The organism is Plantactinospora sp. WMMC1484 (assembly GCF_049315195.1).
Taxonomy (GTDB): Bacteria; Actinomycetota; Actinomycetes; order Mycobacteriales; family Micromonosporaceae; genus Plantactinospora.
Genome location: NZ_CP186055.1, coordinates 5,474,793 through 5,492,518, shown reverse-complemented (window position 1 = coordinate 5,492,518; position 17,726 = coordinate 5,474,793). Strand labels below are relative to the sequence as shown.

Sequence of the window (17,726 nt, the reverse complement as noted above, 5' to 3'; positions counted from 1 at the left end):
GGCGCGGCTGCCCGGGTGCTGAAACCAGTCATCCGGTGGTGTTCGTGGTCGAGGGGACCCCGTCGATGCAGGTGATGGTCATCCGCACGTCGCGGTTGCCGTGCCGGAACCTGACCATCGTGGCCGGTGCCGGCCCCGGCTCGACCTCCTCGGTCCGGTAGGGCCGGTTCGGCTCCCAGGAGAGCAGCCAGGCGTCGCCACGGTCGCAGGTCGCCCGGACCGATCCGCCGTCCGACGTCAGGGTCCGCTGCTCAGGGGTAGGTGTCGGGGTGGGCGGCGACTCCGGGGCCGACGGTGCCGGTTCGCCTGGCATGCCCGGTTCGCCGCTGCCCGGACCGCCGCTGCCGGGGCTCCCGCCGGGCTGACCGCCCGGTGGAAATCCGGTCACCGGGCCTGGCACGGAGCCGGCCGGCGGCAACCCCGGCATGCCGATCAGCGACGTCAGCGGCCCCGGTCGCGTCGACGGCGGCGCGGACCCGTCGGCGGTTCCGCCCGACGGCCCGGGGCCCACAGCCGGCCGGCCGCTCGGACCCGGCGCCGCCACCCCACCGCGCCGGTGCGATCCCGGACCGAGGGGATCGGCGAGCCAGAGCAGCAGCGCGGTGACCGCGACCGCGGTGCAGGTGGCCAGGACCCCGGCGCGGAGCCGACCGCCGCGGCCGCGGGCAGCGGGGGCCACCAGCACCGTGGACGGCTCACCGTCGACGGCGACCGGGGCCAACGAGTGGGCCAGTCCGTCGTCGACGACCCGCACCCCGGCCGCCCTGGCGAGCACGGCGGCCACCTCCCGGGCCGCCGGGCGCCGTTCCGGTTCCTTCTCCAGGCAGCGCTGACACAGCTCGGTGACCGTTGCCGGTACGCCCGGCAGCGGCGGCAGCGGGGCCGGTTCGACGTAGACGTGGGCCCGCAACATCTGGGTCGCGGTCTCCGCGCTCCACGGTGCTCGCCCGGCCAGCAGGCGGTAGAGGAGCACGCCGACGCCGTACACGTCGGAGGCGGGCACCACGGCGCCGCCGCTGATCCGTTCCGGAGCGAGGTAGCCGGGGGTGCCGAGCAGTTCGTCGCCCCACTCGTCCGCGTCGTCCCGTCCCACCGCGGCGGCGATGCCGAAGTCGACGACCTTCGCTCCGGAGGGCGTCACCATCACGTTGCCGGGCTTGATGTCGCGGTGCACCAGGCCACGGTCGTGCGCGGCGGCCAGTGCGGCGGCCACCTCGGCGCAGATCCGGAAGGAGACCTTCGGCGGCAGCGGTCCGGCGGCGATGCGCTGCTCGAGGGTGCCACCCTCGACAAGTTCCATCACCACGTACGGGATGCAGGACAGTCCCGTGACCGACTCGCCGAAGTCGTACACCTGGGCGATGTTGGGGTGGGAGAGTGCGGCGACGGCCCGCGCCTCGTGGCGGATCCGGTGCCGCGAGACCGGGTCCCGGGCGTGCGGGCCGGCCAGCAGTTTGACCGCGACCGGGCGGCCGAGCACCTCGTCGTCGGCTCGCCACACCACCGCCATGCCGCCCCGGCCGAGCTGGTCGGTCAGCCGGTAGCGGCCGCCGAGTACCTGCTGCTCCTCCACCGGCACAGTCTGTCGTGCCCGGCGTCGCGCCAGGGATCCACACGCCGTGGGCGTACCAGCACTGTCGTCGATCGTGCAGCACCTCGGCCGAACGGTCGGGCGGCCGGACCGGGCGGCGGTTGACCGCCCTGCTCGGACCTACTCGGGCAGGTGGTGCCGCAGCCGCGACCCGGCGTTCGACTCGGCGCTGACCTGTGGATCAGTGCGATGGACCACATTGGTGGGAGCGAGCCGGAATCGGGGGACAGAAATAGTTGCGGACATCAGTAGCATCAAGCCATGCCACACCATCCCCAACTCGCGGAGTCCGACTCCACCGAGGTAATCACGGTGACTCCGGACGGGAGTTCCGGCAAGGCTCCGGCTCCCAAGCGACGGCGACGCACCAGGCGCATCCTTCTCATCACGCTGCTGGTGTTGGCATTGCTCGGCGGCGGCGGTGCGGTCGCGGCCGGCATCTACGTCAAGTCGCTCGAGTCGGGCATCGAGCGGGTCGAGGCGTTCGACGAGGTGCCCGAGGAGTCGCGCCCGGCCAAGGTGGCGACGGATGCCAAGAACATCCTGATCCTGGGCAGCGACACCCGGGACCCGTCCAACACCGGTGGTTCGCGCAGCGACACCATCATCCTTGCCCACCTGCCGGCGGACCGGTCGAGCGCCCAACTCGTCTCGATCCCCCGGGACACCTGGGTCAACGTGCCGAAGTCCAAGGACGGCCGGCACGGCGGCCGGGACGCCAAAATCAACGCCGCCTATGCCTGGGGCGGAATTCCGCTGATGGTGCAGACGGTGGAGAAGTTCACCGGGGTCCGCATCGACCACGTCGCGATCGTCGACTTCGCCGGCTTCAAGGAAATCGTGGACGCGCTCGGCGGTGTGCAGCTCACCGTCGAGGAGAGCTTCACCTCGACGCACTCGCTGCTGCCGACGGGGCGCCGCGAGTTCAAGAAGGGGCCGCAGACGATGGACGGCGCGCAGGCACTGGACTACGCCCGGGAGCGCTACGCCTTCAAGGACGGGGACTTCGCCCGCATCCGGCACCAGCAACAGGTGATCCGGGCCATCCTGGACAAGGCCGCCTCCGGCGGCACGCTGGCCAACCCGGCCAAGCTGAACTCCTTCGTCAGGGCCTCCGCGGACGCCGTCTCGGTGGACAAGACCCTCTCCCTGTTCGACATGGGGATGGAGCTGCGGCACCTGCGCAGCGGCAACCTGACCTTCATCACCAGCCCCACGAAGGGTACCGGCCGGGTCGGCGACGAAAGCGTCGTGTTCGCCAAGACCGACGAGGTCAAGACCTTCTACGACGCGGTGCGCCGGGACGCCGTACCCGAAATTCTGAGCGGAGCGAAGTGACCGGTCGCATCTGACGGCGGGATGCGGCCGTGGCCGCATCCCGCAGCCGGCGTCCCGACGGGAGGTCGTCGTCACGGGGGAGGTAGCAGATGTCGACGTGGCCGTTGGCACAGCACGACCCGGCGGTCGGGCTGCCCGACACCGGCCCGCCGGAGCGGTCCGCGACCGTGCCCTCCACCGATGCCGTCGCGCTCGTCGACCCGGGGGCCGAACTGCCGGCGGGCCCCCTTTCCCCTGCCGGGCTGCACCAGGCGCCGCCATCGCGCCGGGCGGGCAGCGACACGACGACCGTGCTGCCGTACGCCGGCTCCCGGGCCTCGGTGCGGACCCGCCGGCTGCGGGCCTGGATGCTGACCGCGCCGGTCGACCTCGCCGCGCTGCTCGCGCCGCTGCTGATCAGCGACCGCTACTGGCGGGGAACCGTCTTCACCGCAGGGCTCACCATCACCATCTTCGCCGCCGGCGGCCTCTACCGGGGACGTCGGCACATGAGCATCCTGGACGAGCTGCCGAGCCTCTGCGGGCGGCTGCTCGCCTCGTCCGCGATCGTGGCGATCATCGCGGCGATGCGGCACGGCTCGGTGGACTACATGACCGACTTCATGCGCGGCGTGGCGCTTTCCGCCGGGCTGGTCATCGTCGGGCGTGCGATCACCCGGCAAGCGGTGCTGGTCGCCCGCAAGCGGCGATGGGTGGAGCACAACGCGATCGTCATCGGGAGTGGCACGATCGCCGCCGAGCTCGCCCGGCTGCTCCGCCGCTATCCGCAGTACGGCCTGCGTTTCGCGGGGTTCGTCGACGCCGAGGCAGAGCGTGCTCCGACGTCGCCACCGCTGCTCGGGACCCTGGACCGGCTCCCCGGCCTGCTTCAACTGGTCGAGTGCGACGTACTGGTCGTCGCCGAACCGGACTATCCGGAGCCCCGCCTGATGGAGCTGCTGGCCCGACCGGAATACGCGACCTGTGACATCTGGATCGTGCCCCGGCTCTGGGGTTCCCGCTCGCCGGGCGGACTGCCCGACCACATCGGCGCGATCCCGGTCGTGCAGATCCGGCACACCAGCCTCTCCGGTCTGCGGTGGATGGTCAAACGCGCCTCCGACCTCCTCTTCGCCTCCGTCGCGCTCGTGGTGCTCAGCCCGGTCCTGCTGCTCTGCATGGTCGCGACCTGGCTGGAGGGCGGGCGCGGGGTCTTCTTCCACCAGGAGCGGATCGGCCGGTACGGTAGGCCCTTCTATGTCATCAAGTTTCGGACGATGCAGCCGGCCGACGAGATCGAGTCCCGGACACACTGGTCGATCGCCGGTGACCGCCGGGTCGGCCCGGTCGGCCGCTTCATGCGGCGGACGTCGTTGGACGAGTTGCCCCAGCTCTGGAACATCCTGCGCGGCGACATGACCGTGGTCGGCCCCCGCCCCGAGCGGCCGTACTTCGTCGAGAAGTTCTCCGCCGAGCACCCGGACTACGCGATGCGGCACCGGGTGCCGGTCGGGCTGACCGGGCTCGCCCAGGTGAGCGGGTTGCGCGGTGACACCCCCATCTCCGACCGGGCCCGGTTTGACAACTACTACATCGAGAACTGGTCGCTCTGGCTGGACACCAAGGTGCTGCTTCGTACGGTCGTGGAGGTGTTCCGGGGCGGCGGCCGCTGACCGGCGTCGGCCGGTGCGACGAGGGCTAGCCGGTGGGCAGGAACGGCAGCGGGGTCACCTGGTAACCCTCCAGGTAGCGGGCCGGGTCGGCGCCGAGCACCGCACCGAGGACGGTGCCGAAGACCTGCCGGAAGTCGACCGTCGCCCTGAGATCGCCGTCGTCCAGGTCGGTCAGGCTGGGCTGCTCGCCGTAGAAGCCGCCGGACACCTGCCCACCAAGTACGAAGACCGGCCCGGCGGTGCCGTGGTCGGTGCCGTCGGACCCGTTCGCCCTGACCCGCCGACCGAACTCGCTGTAGACCACGACCGTCACCTTGCGGCCCGCCGTCGTCCTGGCCATCCGCTCCACGAAGGCCGTCAGCGCGCCGTCCAACTGGCGGAGCAGCGCGTCGTGCCCCGGCCGCTCCTTGGCGTGCGTGTCGAACCCGCCCAGGCTCACCGAGTAGACGCGGGTCGGCACCCCGGTCTCGATGCACTGGGCCACCAGCGACATCTGCGACGCCAGCGCGCCGGAGCCGCCGGTACCGGTCGCCTGCCCGGCCGGCCGCCTGGTGGCGTCGGCTCCGGCGGCCTCCTTCGACTCCCGGACCAGCCGTTCCACCCGGAGCAGGTCGGCGTAGGACGCGGCTGCCCTGGCCAGCATCGGGGGTTCACCGCCGGCCGGCCGCCCCAGCCCGGCGATCGCCGCGGTGTCGATCCCGGACGGCAGTCGCAGCCCGCGGAGGTTGACCCGCGCCCCGGCCCGGGTCGCGCCGACCAGCAGCGGGGGCAGCACCGGTTCGAAGCTCACCGCAGCCTCTGCGGTGGCGTTCGCGCCGTCCAGCCAGCGGCCGACCCAACCCGTGTAGAGCGGGACGCCCGGTGAGGCGGTCTGCCAGATGTCCATCGAACGGAAATGGCTGCGATCCGGCTTCGGGTAACCGACGCCGAGGACCACGGCGAGGCGCTTGGCGTCCCAGAGTCGCTTCAACCCGACGAGGTTCGGGTTCAGGCCCAGCGTGTCATCGAGGCGCAGGACCTGCTCGCCGGTGTACGCCAGCTCCGGGCGGGCCGAGTGGTACCTTCCGTCGGCGTACGGCACGACGGTGTTCAGCCCGTCGTTGCCGCCGTAGAGCGTGACCAGGACCAGTGTCTGTTCCGGGTCGACCACGGCGGCCCGTGAGGAGCGGCGGAGCAGCTCGGCGAGGCCGAGTGTGGTGGCACCGGCCGCCAGCCCTCCGGCTCCGACCACACCGGAGGCCACCAGGAACCGGCGTCGGGTGAGCGTGTCCATCAGGTCACCAGGTATTCCGGGCTGGCCAGTCCGAGCGTCAGCAACTGGCGGGCGTCCTTGGCGTCCCGCAGCACCGCGTAGGTCCGGTCGCTCCACCGGTCGACGCAGAGCAGTCGGGCCACCTCCTCCGGGGTCAACCGGGTGGGTGCGACGAACCCCACGAGCTTGTCGCCGAGACTCATCCGCACCTCGGCGGCGGCGGAGGTCAGCCAGGCGGTGCCGGCCGGCCAGCCGCCGACGCTCGGCGGCGCGAACGGCATCTGCCCGAGCGCCCGTACGTCGTAGAGGATCTCGGTGGCGGTGTCGACCGGCAGCGATGCCATCCGCAGGCCCAGTTGCCGCATCGCACCGACCAGCCACTCCACGGGCTGTTTCGGCAGCGTGTGTGCGGTGGCAGGGAAGGCGGCGTCCGAGAACATCGCCCGCAGCATCCGACCCGGTACGGGAAACTCGGCGACCATCCGCTCCCGGGTCTCCTCCGGCAGCGGCCGGGTCGCCGAGGCGTACCGGAACCAGAGCCGTTCCGCGATGAAGCGTGGACACTGTGGCTGGTTCAGCAGCAGGTCGACCAGGCCGGCGGCGTCGAATCTCGCCGTCGTGCCGAGGATGGTCTTCCGACCACTGTCGTGGTGCGGCGGATCGTGCACCGGCGTCCGGCGGCTGAGCACCACCCGCCAGCCCGTCAGGGCCCGGGCGGCCTCCTGCACGTCCCGCTCGGTGTAGTTGCCGATGCCGAGCATGAAGAGTTCGAACAACTCCCGGGCCAGGTTCTCGTTGGGTGCGCCCCTCTTGTTGTAGTGCCCGTCCAGCCAATAGATCAGGGCCTGGTCCACCACCATGCGGTGCGCCTGCTCCGCGAAGTCGCGTGCCTCCCGCAGCGTACGGTGCTGGGCCAGCATGAGCTGGGCACTCCGGACGTGGTCGGCCGAGGTGGCCCAGTGGCCGTGCCAGAAGAAGATCAGCTTTTCGGTCGCCTGGTGGCTCGCCGCGATCATCCGGTCCAGCCACCACCGCTGGATCAGCTCGACCTGCTCCTTGCGGGCGGCGTCGGCGTTCGCGTGCTGCTCCGGTGTGGGATTCGGCAGGTAGGCGTGCGGGTCCGGACCGAGCTCCGGGATCGGTGCCCTGGTCGCGCCGACATCCGGACCGCGCGGCTCCAGCAGGTTGGCCAGTGTGGCGGGATATCCCGACCGCTGTGCCGCGGCCAGCTCCTCGGTCGTCGGGCCGAAACCGGCGCGACGCAGGAGCAGCGCGACATGGTCGGACATGCCAGCACGATATGCGATGGCTCTGCGATACGCGATGGCTCGATTGGACGGCAATGCGACGTACCGCCGAGAACATTGGCCGGGACGGATGCCAGAGCGCGTCGCCGGGCGACGACCCCGAGCGCGGCGAACCGGTCCCGGATGGACAGGTAGTCTGCTCCAGTCGTCGGGCGAGCCCGGCGCGCCACCCCGCACGGCGAAAGAGGCGGTACATGCTGCCCCACGAGGTCGGACGAGACCTGACGACGACCACACCACCCGAAGACGTCCGTCGGTCCGGCGGGACCCGCCACCCTGCCGTACTTGTGCTCGGCACCGCCGAGTGGAACGCGCAGATCGCGACGAACCAGCACTATGTGGTGCGAGAGTTCGCCCGAGCACACCCGACCTACTTCGTCGAGTCCCTGGGACTGCGGCGGATCCGCCCCGACGCCCGGGACATGCGCCGGATCGCCACCCGGCTGCGCAACTCCCTCCGTCGAGACAACTCCCTCCGTCGAGGCGGTCGGGCCGGATACCGCCCGGTGCCGGAGGGGGCGAGCGTGATCTCACCGCTGGTGGTGCCGTACCACCGTCGACCCACCCGGCTGGTCAACCGGCTGCTGCTCGAGCGGGCGGTGACGCGGTGGCGGCGGGATCCGGAGCCGCGTGTCCTCTGGACCTTCACTCCGGTGACGTACGGGCTGGAGCGGCATGCCGACCTCACCGTCTACCACTGCGTCGACCTGCTGAGCGCCTTCCCCGGCATCGACGCGGTGGCCGTCGCGGCCGGCGAACGGACCCTCGCCGACCGGGCCCGGCTCGCCATCGCCACCAGTGACCTCGTCGCCGACCACCTGCGGACGGTGAAGTTTCCCGAGGTGAGAACGCTGTCGAACGTCGCCGACATCGACGTCTTCGCGGCGGCCCGCCAGCCCGCCGCGCGGCGGCGTCCAGCCGCGCTCTTCGCCGGCAACCTCTCCCCGCACAAGCTGGACGTCGCGCTGCTTCGCGCGCTGACCCGGGGTCTGCGGGGCCGTGGTGAGCTGCTGCTGGCCGGGCCGCTGGCCGCCGGCGGCGGCGGGTTCGATCGCGAACTCGCCGAGTTGGAGCGGCTGGGCGCGACGTACCTCGGCGTGCTCACGGTCGACCAACTGGCCGAGGTCGCCGGCACCTGCACGGTGGGGTTGATCCCGTACGCCCTCAACGACTACACGCTCGGGGTCAGCCCGTTGAAGTGCTACGAATACCTCTCCGCGGGGCTCCGGGTGGTCAGCACGCCGCTCCCGGACGTGCTCCGGGCCGCTGCTGGCAGCGACGCCGTCGACGTCCGCGACTCGGTCCCGGGGTTCGTCGCGCGCGTCGTCGAGATGATCGGCCCGAGCAGCGACGCCGAGCTGGCGAGCAGGGGCCGGCAGGCCGAAGGCTTCGGTTGGCGGTCCAGGGGCGAGGTGCTCCGGGGCATCCTCGCCGACGGTCTCGACCAGCACCCCTCGTCCGGGGCGGGGCGCTTCCGTGGCTGAGCTGGAGGTGGCCGGGCCGGCGCGCACCGGGGCTGCGGACGGGGGAGGCCGGGCACGGTTTCGCACCCTGGCCCGGCAGCTCATCGGGCCCGGCAAGCTGCCGGTCACGGTGGGCGTGCTGCTCGTCCTCGCCGTGCCGCAGCTCTACCTCCTTCCCGAAGGGCTGATCGACGTCCCGCTCAGTACCTTCTGGACGCTGCTCCTGGCGCCGGGGGTGCTGCTCTGCGTCCTCCGCACACCGGACCGGGCACTGCTGCGGGACCGCCTGGTCCAGGTGCTCCTCGCCCTGCTCGGGATCCGGGTCGCGGCGCTGCTCTGGTCACCGGAGCCCCGCGCCGGACTTCAGTCGATCATCGTGCTGGGGCAGTTCCTGCTCAGCATCGCGCTCTTCGTGCGGCTGACCCGCCTCGGCGCCGAGCCGCTGCGGCGGATCCAACGCTGGTACTGGCCGTGGGTGCTCGCCGAGGTCGCCCTGGTGCTCCTCTTCCGGTTCCAGCCCGGTATCGAGGACGCGTTCCTCCGCTCGGTCGGCGGCTTCTTCGCCGGCCAGAACACCGTCGCCGCGCTCTACGCGGACCGGCCGAACAACGTCTTCGACGACGCCAAGTCCGGCGGCGTCTTCGTCAACGCGAACGTCGCCGCGATGTTTCTCGGGGTCAACGGCCTGGCCGGGCTGGCCCTGGCGTCGATCACCGGGTCCCGCTGGGCACGACTGGTCGGGGTCGCCGCGTTGGTAGCGGTGCCGTTCACCGGGTCGAAGTCCGCCACGGTGCTGGTCGTGGTGCTGCCCGCGCTCGCCTTCGCGGCGTACCGGTTGCGGCGCGGGATGACCGCGGTGGTCCGGCGCACCCTGCTGGGAGCGGCAGCCGGCCTGGTCGCGCTCGGGATCGCCGTGTTGGTCGTCAACCGGAGCTTCCTCGACGCGCTCGTGGAGGCATTCGTCGTCCGTACCGAGATCTGGCAGTACGGGGCGGAGGCGTTCGGCCGAACCCCCCTGCTCGGTCTCGGCTACGGCGGCTGGGACATCGGCTTCGGTCGGTACGCGCTCGAACACGACATCTACCGCGTCTTCCCGCCGCACAACCTGCTGCTGGCCGCCTGGGCGGTAACCGGAGTCGTGGGACTCGCGCTGACCCTCGGGTACGTCGGGTTCGTCGCCCGCGCCGTCGTCCGGGGTGGCCGTCTCGGTGTGCCCGACCGGTTCGTCGCGTACGCCGGGGCGGCGCTGGCCTGGACGGTGATCCAGGGCATGGGGGAGAACACCGACATCTTCGGTGACATCCACTTCATACCGATCGTCGCCCTACTGATCGCGTACCTCATCCGGCCCGGGCTTCGGGACCGGCCCGACGGCGAGGAGCCGAGTGGAGATGACCCAGCAGCCGACCGTGGGGATCCTGCGGCACCAGCAGTTCCAGCCGTCGGAGACCTTCATCGCGAACCAGGCGCGGGCGCTGCGGACCTTCCAGCCGCTGCTGGTGGCGAGGGATCCGGTAGCCGGCAGCACCCCCCGGGGTGACGGTTCCGGCGTGCCGGTGGGCGAGGGTTCCGACGCGCTCCGGGTCGGCGCGGTCAGCGTTGCGGAATTCGGTCGGCCCGGGCTGCTGTCGTACACCCTGACCCGTCGGTCGGCGCGGTTGCAGCGGCTCCTTGCCGAGCGGCACGTCGCGCTCCTGCACGCCCACTTCGGTGTCGAGGGGACGTACGCGGCCCCGTTGGCGCGAGGACTGCGGATCCCGCTCGTCACCACGCTGCACGGCTTCGACGTCACGCTGAGCCGGGCCCGGCTGTTCCGCTCCGGCAGGATCTCCTGGGTCAACTACGCGATCTGGCGTGACGACCTCCTGGAGACCGGGGCCAGCTTCGTCTGCGTCTCCGAGTACGTCCGGCGCTGCGCTCTGGAGTGGGGCTATCCGGACGACCGCCTCGTGGTGTTGCCGATCGGGGTGGACGTCGACCTGATCCGGCCCGCCCCGGTCGTCGAGCGGCCCCGGATCCTGCACGTGGCGAGGCTGGTGGAGGTGAAGGGAACGGCGGATCTGCTCCGGGCCTTCGCCGTCGTACGCCGGGCGGTGCCCGATGCCGAACTGGTGCTGATCGGTGCCGGACCGCTCCGGGAGCAGCTCGCCGCCCTCGCCGCCGAGCTCGGCCTCGGCGACTCGGTCCGGTTTCTCGGCGCGCTGCCGTACGCCGAGACGCTGGAGTGGATGGGTCGGTCCCGGCTGCTCTGCCTGCCCAGCGTGACCGCGGCCACGGGCGCTCGGGAGGGTCTCGGGATGGTGCTGCTGGAGGCGGCGGCGCTGGGCCGGCCTGTGGTGGGGACAGAGCACGGCGGGATCCCGGAGGCGGTGACCGACGGGGTCAACGGCTTCCTCGTCGCCGAGCACGATGTCGGTGGGCTGGCCGAGCGGTTGCTCGCATTGCTGCGCGACCAGGATCTCTCCGCGCGCCTCGGCCGGGCCGGGCGGGAGATGGTGGTCGAGCGCTTCGACCTGCGCCGGCAGACCGCGAAGCTGGAGGCGCTCTACCGGAGCCTGTTGTGATCGACTCGATCCTGGTCTTCTCCCGCTCGACCCCCCAGCACGTCATCGGCGGGATGGAGACGCTGGCCTGGAACCTCGCCGTGCAGTTGGCCGGGCACGTCCGGCAGGTTCGCCTCGTCACCACGGCTCTACCCGGGACCGACGGTCCGTTCGAAGCGGAGGGCGTCGAGGTGGTGCCGCTGCCCGGCACCGCGCCGGGGCGGTACTCGGCGGCGTGGTGGGCCGAGTCGCGCCGGTACTGGGAGGCGCTGCCCGCACCGCCGGACGTGGTCCTGTCGGTGAGCGCCGGGGCGTACTCGGTGGCCCGGACGAGACACGCGGCGACGGTGTCCTCGGCGGGGCGGGCGGCGTGGGCGCGGGCAGCGCGGACCCGTTCGGGGCGCTCCGGCACACCCTTCGTGTTGCAGGCCCACGGCACCTCGGCGATGGAGTTCGGGTCGAAGCTGCGGGCCGGCAACCTCCGGTCGCTGGCCACCTCGCCGAAGAACCTTCTCGCGTTGCCCCGGGACTTCACCCGCTATCGGAACTTCGACCGGATCGTGGCGGTCGGGGAGCGGGTGGTGGAGTCGCTGACCGGCCGGCCGCTGCGCTGGTCGGTGCCACCGGAGCGGGTCAGCCTGATCCCGAACGGGGTGCGGCCGGCCGACTTCGGCTTCGACCCGGCGGCCCGGGCGGAGGTGCGGGCCCGACTCGGGATCGGCGATGAGGTGATCGCGATCGGATGCGTCGGTCGACTGCACGTACAGAAGCGGCTGGACCGGGCGATCGGGGTGGCGGCGGCGCTGCGGGACCGGGGTCTCGGCGAGCGGTTCCGGTTCCTGCTCGTCGGTGGCGGCCCGGACGGGCCCCGGCTCCGGCGGCTGGCCGGGCGGCTCGGTGTCCGGGACATGGTCACGTTCGTCGGACCGGTCGACCCGACCGAGGTGCCGAGATACCACTCCGGTGCCGACGTCTCCCTGCTCACCACGGCCCGACTCGAAGGGCTGCCGATGACCGTCCTGGAATCGCTGGCCTGCGGGCTGCCCTGCGTGGTGCCGGCGGGAGCGATCGGTGGTACGTCGCTCGGACCGGTGCTGCACCAGGTGGACCCGGACGACCCGGAGGCGGTTGCGGAGGCGCTTCGGGCTGCCGTCCGGACGCCCGGCGGCCGGGCCAGCCTACTGCCGGCCGAACTCACCCTCGACCACTGTGCTCGGAGCTACCTGGCCCTCTTCGAGGAACTTCGAGGTCGGTCCGGGCCGCCATGACCAGCATCTTCCTTCGGCTGGTCTTCGGCGGTCTGGTCGGCAAGGTCCTGGGGCTGGCCCGCGAGGTGCTGCTGGCAGCCCTCTTCGGGGCCGGCCGGGCGGTCGCCGCCAACCGGGTCGCGATGACAGCAACCCTGATACCGATCAACTTCTTCACCGCCGACGCGCTGACCGCGGGCTTCCTGCCGCTCTACGTCCGGTACCGGCGGGAAGACCCGGCACTGGCCCTCGCGCTCTACCGGGCGGTGCGGGCCCTGCTCGGGGCCTTCTCGCTGATCCTCGTGGCGGCACTGGTGCTCGGCCGTCGGCACTGGGTCGACCTGCTGGCCCCCGGGCTCGATTGGGAGACGGCGGAGCTTGCCGCCACGATGTTGGGCATCGCGGCGCTCTCCGTACCCTGCTACGTCCAGTACAACCTGTACACGTTGGTCGGTCTGGCGCACGACGACGTACGGCTGATCAACCTGCGCCCCTCGGTGCAGAGTCTCGGTCTGATCGGCGCCACGGTCGCCGCGTACCTCTCCGGCGAGGTCGTCCTGCTGGCCTGGGGCTTCACGGTGCCGTACCTGCTGCTGTGCGGCTGGGGGGCGTTCTGGGTCCGGCGTCGGGGCTACCTGGCGGCGGCTTCCGCCGGAGTCTCACCGGGCGCCCCGGACGGTACGGCGGCACCGCCGCCCCGGATTGCCTACCGGGTGGCGGCGGGCGAGTTCTGGCGCCGGCTGCGGCCGCTGCTGCTGATCCCGGTGATCCTGCAGGGGTCGATCGGCGTCGAGCGGGCGGTCGGTTCGCTGCTCGGCGTCGAGGTGGTGGCGGCGACCGAGTACGCCCGGTTCGTCGTCGACTCCGCCATGGCGCTGCTCGCCGCCCCACTCGGCCTGGCCGGGCTGGCATCCTTCGCCAGGTTGGAGCCGGAGGAGGTGACCGGGGCACTGCGCCGGCTGCTGCCACCGGTGCTCTTCGTGGCCGTGCCGCTCTCCCTGGTCCTCTGCCTGAACAGCCGGGGCATCGTCACCCTGCTCTACGCCCGCGGCGCCTTCGACGAGCGGGCGGTCGACGTTTCCGCCACGCTGCTCCTCGGCTTCGCGCTCGGGGTCTGGGCCCAGGTGATCGGCTACACCCTGGTCAAGGTGCTCAACGCCCGGGGGTCGAACCGCCGGGTCGCGCTCGTGATGGCGGTCTCCTGCGCGGCGGCGATCGTCACCAATCTGCTGCTGTTCCGGCATTGGGGAGCGATCACGCTGGGCGTCGCGGCGTCGGTTGGCGGTCTGTTGACGTTCGTGCTGTCGGCCCGGCTGCTCGGGGTACTCGGCGATTGCCTGCGGTTGATCGTGGTGCTGTTGCCCGGCGCGGCCGGTGCCGCCGCGCTGGGCTACCTGCTGGCCGGGCCCGGCCTGCCCCGGCTGATCGCCTCGACGGCGGCGATCCTGCTGGTCTGGATCGGATATCCGGCGCTGGTTCCCGGGCTCCGGCGGACGTTCCTGGCGACCTTCTGGGGCCGGATGCGGCAGTTCGTCGCGGGGCGGAATCGCACGTGACACCCTGCGATAGGGTCCGGGCGTCGGCGCGGGCACCGTCCCGCGTCGCAAGCCGAATGTGGAATCAGCGTGGTTCGCCCGGACGATGGAGCGACGGCATGCAACGACGACTATCCGCAGCGACGGACCGGGCCGCCGCTCCGTCGCCGGCCGGCCTGCTCGTCGGCCGCTCCGTGGCGGTGGTACACGAGTGGTTCGGTGCCACCGGTGGCTCGGAAAACGTCTTCCGGCAGATCGCGGCGCAGGTCCCGCACGCCGAGCGGTTCGTACTCTGGCAGGACCGGGACTCCGACGAGCCGGGCCTGCGCGAGTCGTGGTTGGCCCGCACCTGGCTGCGGCATTCCAAGGCGGCGGCGCTGCCGGTGATGCCGCTGGTCTGGCGGACCCTCACCCGGCAGCACTTCGACGTGGTGATCTCATCCAGCCATGCCTTCGCGCACACGGTGCGGCTGGTGGGGGCGGAGCCGACCCGATATCTGAGCTACGTGCACTCACCGGCACGGTACCTCTGGAGTCCGGCCTTCGACGGCAGGGGCAACAACCCGCTGCTGGCGCTGCCCCGGAAGGTCCTGCGGACCACCGACGTACGGCTCAGCAGGCACGTGCACAGCTATGCCGCCAACTCACGGGAGGTCCGGGCGCGGATCCAGCGCTACTGGCGGCGCGATGCGGTGGTCGTCAATCCGCCGGTGGACGTGGAGTTCTTCTCCGCCGCTCCCGCCGCCGACCGGGCCCAGTCCCGGGACTACTTGCTCGGGGTGGGGCGGTGGATCCCGTACAAGAACTTCGATCTGGTCGTCGCCATCGCCGAGGCCGCCGGGATGCCGCTGGTCATCGCCGGTTCGGGGCCGGAGGAGCAGCACCTGCGCCGCGCCGCGGCCCGGGCCGGTGTGCCGGTCGGGTTCGAGGTCCGGCCGGACCGGGAGCGGCTTCGCCGACTCTACTGGGGAGCGCGGGCGCTGCTCTTCCCGGTACACGAGGACTTCGGCATCATTCCGGTGGAGGCCCAGGCCTGCGGGACGCCGGTACTCGGGCTCCGCCGGGGCGGTCTGCTCGAAACGGTGGTCGACGGAGAGTCCGGCTTTCTCGTGGACACGCTGGCTCCGCGTGACTACGTCTCGCTGCTCGGCCGCCTCGATGAGCTGGAGCCGGCGCGGATCGCGGCCCAGGCAGGCAGGTTCTCCGAGCGTGAGTTCGCGACCCGGTTGGCCGACTGGATCGCGGAGAGCGTCCCCGGGTAGCCGAGCCGGGACCGTGACCGGCAGCCGAGTTTACCGGTCGAGCGGGGGAACCGCAGATCAGAAGATCAGCGTCTCGCGCAGATAGGTGGCGACCCGACGTAGATCGTTCGCCCCGCTCGTCGGCGCGGTCAACCGGAGCACGAGCTGACGGTTGATCACGCCGTCGCTGCCACCCCGGAAGTACGCGACCACGATCAGGCCGTGTCGTTCCGCGCCGTCCTGAACAAACGTGGCCTCCGCGTACGTGGCGAACTGGCTGCTGCGGGTCCAGCGCTTGCCCCAGGCCTCCTCGGCCTGCCGCATGGCGATCTGCTGCGAGTCGTCGCAGGGTTGCGGGCAGTCCCGGACGATCAGCTCGCCACCGGCCTGCGGGGTCTGCCCTGCGGGCACGCCGCAGTTGTATTTGACGTACCCCTGGGCCCGGCCGCCGAGGGTGCACTCCCAGTCGATCGGCACCTTGACCTGGAACCCCACACCCTCCAGGCCGGAGAGGGTGCGGACGTTGTCCCGTTCGGTGAAGGTCGGCCACTGTGCCGGCCAGGAGCCACCGGCCGGCGGCTCCAGCCCTGGTTGCAGCGGCGGGCTCGTGGCCGGTGGTAGCTCCGGGAGGGCGCTGGTGGTCGGGGTGGCGTCCGGCGGGGCGGGATCATCGCCGGAGGTGACGATCGCGTAGACGGTCCCGACGCCGACCAACAGGACCACCACGGCCACGCCGACCAGCAGCCAGAGCCGGCCGCGCCGCGGCGTGGGCTCCGAGGGCACGATGTGCCTGACCGGCGAGTAGAGCGGGTCGTACGAGGAATCGTCCGTCGACGGCCCGGCCGAGTACGGCCGCGGCATCTCGGGTAGCGGCTGCGGCGACCCGGAGATCGGTTCCGGCTGCCCCGAGGTCTGGTACGGAGGTCCGGAGGTCTGGTACGGCGGCGCCGAGGTCTGGTACGGCGGCGCGGAATTCTGGTACGGCGGCGCCGAACTCTGGTCCGGCGGCACAGAGACCTGGTAAGGCGGAGCGGAACTGTGGTGCGGGGACATCGACCCCTGGTCCGGCGGGGTCGATGTCTGGTCCGGTTGCGCGGAGGTCTGGTGCGGCGGTGCGGAGGTCTGGTGCGGCGGGGCCGAGGTCTGATGTGTCGGTGTCGGTGTCGGTGTCGGTGTCGCGTTCGTCGACGGCGTCGGCTGCGGTGGCCCGGCCTGCCACGGGTTCGGCGGAGGCACGTCCTGGCCCAGCCGCGTCGTGGGCGTGGCCAGCCGCTCGTCGTCCGGTATCGGGGAGCCGTTGGCCACCGCCTCGACGGGCGGGGTGGCGGCGGTCTTCGCGGTCGGCGGGTCGCCGTCGCCGAGCCCTTCCTGGGCAGGGCGGCACTCCATGCCGAGCGCCGCGAAGAGCCGCTCCCCACCGCCACTGTCGCCGGCGGCGTAGGCGACCCAGGGAGCGGTGGCGGCGAACTCGGCGTGCACATACCGGGGCCCGCCCGAACCGGGTTGGGCCAGCGCGTGCGCGGTGCCCACGAACGCGTCCCGCCAGCGCTGGTCACCCGCGACGGCGGCGTCGAGCACGGCCACCGTGTAGGAGTTGCCCTGTCCGTCGATGGCGGACCAGACGCTGCCGACCTGGCAGAGGCTGACCGCCTCGATGAACCGGTACGGACCCACTGGCTGCATCCCAACCCACTTCCGCTTCGCTCTGTGCGGATCCTAGCGAGGCGTGACCAGTGCACCCGAGGCCCCTGGCGAGGCCCGGTGGTCGTGTATTGCCCGCAGTCGTCCGGTGATAGTACCTGAGCGCTGACACAGGGTGCCGAGCCTGACCCGGTGCCCGTACCTGGTCAGCTGGGTCCCTTGTGGAGGATGGCGAGCAACCGCTCGCCGGCGGGCCAGGGGCCGTACCCGCTCGCGGTCTCGATGTGTCCGGCGTCGCCCGCGTCGAACAGCTCGGCGCCCCAGTCGGCGGCGTACTCCTCGAACTGCGCGAACGTGGTGTACGGGTCGGTTCGGCTGGCCACCAGGATCGACCGGAACGGCAGCCTGGCGCGGGGGACCGGGCCGTAGACACCGTCGTCCGGGTGGCCGTCCGGTTCGGACGGCAACCTCGGGTCGATGTACGGCGGGGTGACGAGCAGGGCCGCTCGGACCAGGGCGGTCGCTCCTGTCTGGTCGGCGGCCCAGGCCGCGACGCTGAGGCAACCCGCGCTGTGTGCCACCAGGACGGCGGGCTCGGTCATCGCCACCTCCCGGCCACCGGTCACGGCGTCGTGCAGTGCCGCGATCCGTTCCGCCAGCGTGAAGGGAGGGGCGGGCGGGTAGGGCGCCCACCGGTAGTGCGGGTTGGCGTCGGCCCAGCGTCGCAACCAGTGTTCCGGCTTCGGGCGGCCGCGTCCCGGCACGAGCAGGATCCGGCTCACCGGCCAAGCTTAGGCCGACCCGCAGCCGGACAGTCGCCGTCTGGGCGGTTGCCGTCTGGGCGGTTGCCGCCTCGGTCGGTTGCTGTCTGGGCGGTTGCCGCCTCGGTCTGTTGCCGTTTCGGTCGTCGCCGTCT

The 17,726-nt window shown here is 72.0% G+C and carries 13 protein-coding genes; 8 read left to right on the top strand and 5 right to left on the bottom strand.

Annotated elements, in window-relative coordinates:
- Positions 1 to 28: 28 nt before the first annotated feature.
- Positions 29 to 1,573: a protein kinase domain-containing protein gene (locus tag ACN28C_RS23900; protein WP_422769760.1), complete on the bottom strand. Its 1,545-nt coding sequence runs from the start codon at positions 1,571 to 1,573 to the stop codon at positions 29 to 31.
- Between the two features lie 279 nt (positions 1,574 to 1,852).
- Between ACN28C_RS23900 and ACN28C_RS23895 the strand changes: the two genes are divergently transcribed.
- Complete coding sequence (locus ACN28C_RS23895) at positions 1,853 to 2,929, top strand: LCP family protein (protein ID WP_422769759.1); 1,077 nt, start codon at positions 1,853 to 1,855, stop codon at positions 2,927 to 2,929.
- A gap of 347 nt (positions 2,930 to 3,276) precedes the next feature.
- On the top strand, positions 3,277 to 4,581 hold the full coding sequence (locus ACN28C_RS23890; protein WP_422774790.1) for a sugar transferase: 1,305 nt from the start codon (positions 3,277 to 3,279) through the stop codon (positions 4,579 to 4,581).
- 25 nt (positions 4,582 to 4,606) lie between these two features.
- Here the strand turns inward: ACN28C_RS23890 and ACN28C_RS23885 are convergent, their stop codons facing one another.
- Together ACN28C_RS23885 and ACN28C_RS23880 are read right to left on the bottom strand one after the other, a co-directional pair.
- Positions 4,607 to 5,854, bottom strand: coding sequence for a DUF1501 domain-containing protein (locus ACN28C_RS23885; protein WP_422769758.1), 1,248 nt, complete (start codon positions 5,852 to 5,854; stop codon positions 4,607 to 4,609).
- Positions 5,854 to 7,122, bottom strand: a complete 1,269-nt coding sequence (locus tag ACN28C_RS23880) for a DUF1800 domain-containing protein (protein ID WP_422769757.1) — start codon at positions 7,120 to 7,122, stop codon at positions 5,854 to 5,856. The genes ACN28C_RS23885 and ACN28C_RS23880 overlap by 1 nt, the downstream gene beginning before the upstream one ends.
- 212 nt (positions 7,123 to 7,334) lie before the next feature.
- On the opposite strand from ACN28C_RS23880, the gene ACN28C_RS23875 reads away from it, so the two are divergent.
- The 6 genes from ACN28C_RS23875 to ACN28C_RS23850 all read left to right on the top strand — a co-directional run bounded on the left by ACN28C_RS23875 (position 7,335) and on the right by ACN28C_RS23850 (position 15,190).
- On the top strand, positions 7,335 to 8,624 hold the full coding sequence (locus tag ACN28C_RS23875) for a glycosyl transferase family 1 (RefSeq protein ID WP_422769756.1): 1,290 nt from the start codon (positions 7,335 to 7,337) through the stop codon (positions 8,622 to 8,624).
- Complete coding sequence (locus ACN28C_RS23870) at positions 8,617 to 10,143, top strand: O-antigen ligase family protein (RefSeq protein WP_422769755.1); 1,527 nt, start codon at positions 8,617 to 8,619, stop codon at positions 10,141 to 10,143. The genes ACN28C_RS23875 and ACN28C_RS23870 overlap by 8 nt, the downstream gene beginning before the upstream one ends.
- Entirely contained in the window at positions 10,103 to 11,167 is a 1,065-nt protein-coding gene (locus tag ACN28C_RS23865; RefSeq protein WP_422774789.1) for a glycosyltransferase, read from the top strand. The genes ACN28C_RS23870 and ACN28C_RS23865 overlap by 41 nt, the downstream gene beginning before the upstream one ends.
- Positions 11,164 to 12,414, top strand: coding sequence for a glycosyltransferase family 4 protein (locus ACN28C_RS23860; protein ID WP_422769754.1), 1,251 nt, complete (start codon positions 11,164 to 11,166; stop codon positions 12,412 to 12,414). The genes ACN28C_RS23865 and ACN28C_RS23860 overlap by 4 nt, the downstream gene beginning before the upstream one ends.
- Positions 12,411 to 13,949 (top strand): lipid II flippase MurJ, encoded by a 1,539-nt coding sequence (locus ACN28C_RS23855; protein ID WP_422769753.1) that lies wholly within the window; start codon positions 12,411 to 12,413, stop codon positions 13,947 to 13,949. The genes ACN28C_RS23860 and ACN28C_RS23855 overlap by 4 nt, the downstream gene beginning before the upstream one ends.
- 98 nt (positions 13,950 to 14,047) lie before the next feature.
- Positions 14,048 to 15,190: a glycosyltransferase gene (locus ACN28C_RS23850; protein ID WP_422769752.1), complete on the top strand. Its 1,143-nt coding sequence runs from the start codon at positions 14,048 to 14,050 to the stop codon at positions 15,188 to 15,190.
- A 57-nt stretch (positions 15,191 to 15,247) separates the two neighbouring features.
- On the opposite strand, the gene ACN28C_RS23845 is transcribed toward ACN28C_RS23850, so the two are convergent.
- Both ACN28C_RS23845 and ACN28C_RS23840 read right to left on the bottom strand, forming a co-directional pair.
- A complete protein-coding gene (locus ACN28C_RS23845) occupies positions 15,248 to 16,852 on the bottom strand; it encodes a hypothetical protein (protein WP_422769751.1) in 1,605 nt (534 codons plus the stop codon).
- 164 nt (positions 16,853 to 17,016) lie between these two features.
- Positions 17,017 to 17,592 (bottom strand): RBBP9/YdeN family alpha/beta hydrolase, encoded by a 576-nt coding sequence (locus tag ACN28C_RS23840; RefSeq protein ID WP_422769750.1) that lies wholly within the window; start codon positions 17,590 to 17,592, stop codon positions 17,017 to 17,019.
- Positions 17,593 to 17,726: the final 134 nt, after the last annotated feature.

What these genes read in the sequence shown, in the direction of transcription:
- ACN28C_RS23845 (WP_422769751.1), bottom strand. Translation starts at nt 16,852, where the DNA reads ATGCAGCCAGTGGGTCCGTACCGGTTCATCGAGGCGGTCAGCCTCTGC.
- ACN28C_RS23880 (WP_422769757.1), bottom strand. Translation starts at nt 7,122, where the DNA reads ATGTCCGACCATGTCGCGCTGCTCCTGCGTCGCGCCGGTTTCGGCCCG.
- ACN28C_RS23885 (WP_422769758.1), bottom strand. Translation starts at nt 5,854, where the DNA reads ATGGACACGCTCACCCGACGCCGGTTCCTGGTGGCCTCCGGTGTGGTC.
- ACN28C_RS23875 (WP_422769756.1), top strand. Translation starts at nt 7,335, where the DNA reads ATGCTGCCCCACGAGGTCGGACGAGACCTGACGACGACCACACCACCC.
- ACN28C_RS23850 (WP_422769752.1), top strand. Translation starts at nt 14,048, where the DNA reads ATGCAACGACGACTATCCGCAGCGACGGACCGGGCCGCCGCTCCGTCG.
- ACN28C_RS23890 (WP_422774790.1), top strand. Translation starts at nt 3,277, where the DNA reads ATGCTGACCGCGCCGGTCGACCTCGCCGCGCTGCTCGCGCCGCTGCTG.
- ACN28C_RS23855 (WP_422769753.1), top strand. Translation starts at nt 12,411, where the DNA reads ATGACCAGCATCTTCCTTCGGCTGGTCTTCGGCGGTCTGGTCGGCAAG.
- ACN28C_RS23895 (WP_422769759.1), top strand. Translation starts at nt 1,853, where the DNA reads ATGCCACACCATCCCCAACTCGCGGAGTCCGACTCCACCGAGGTAATC.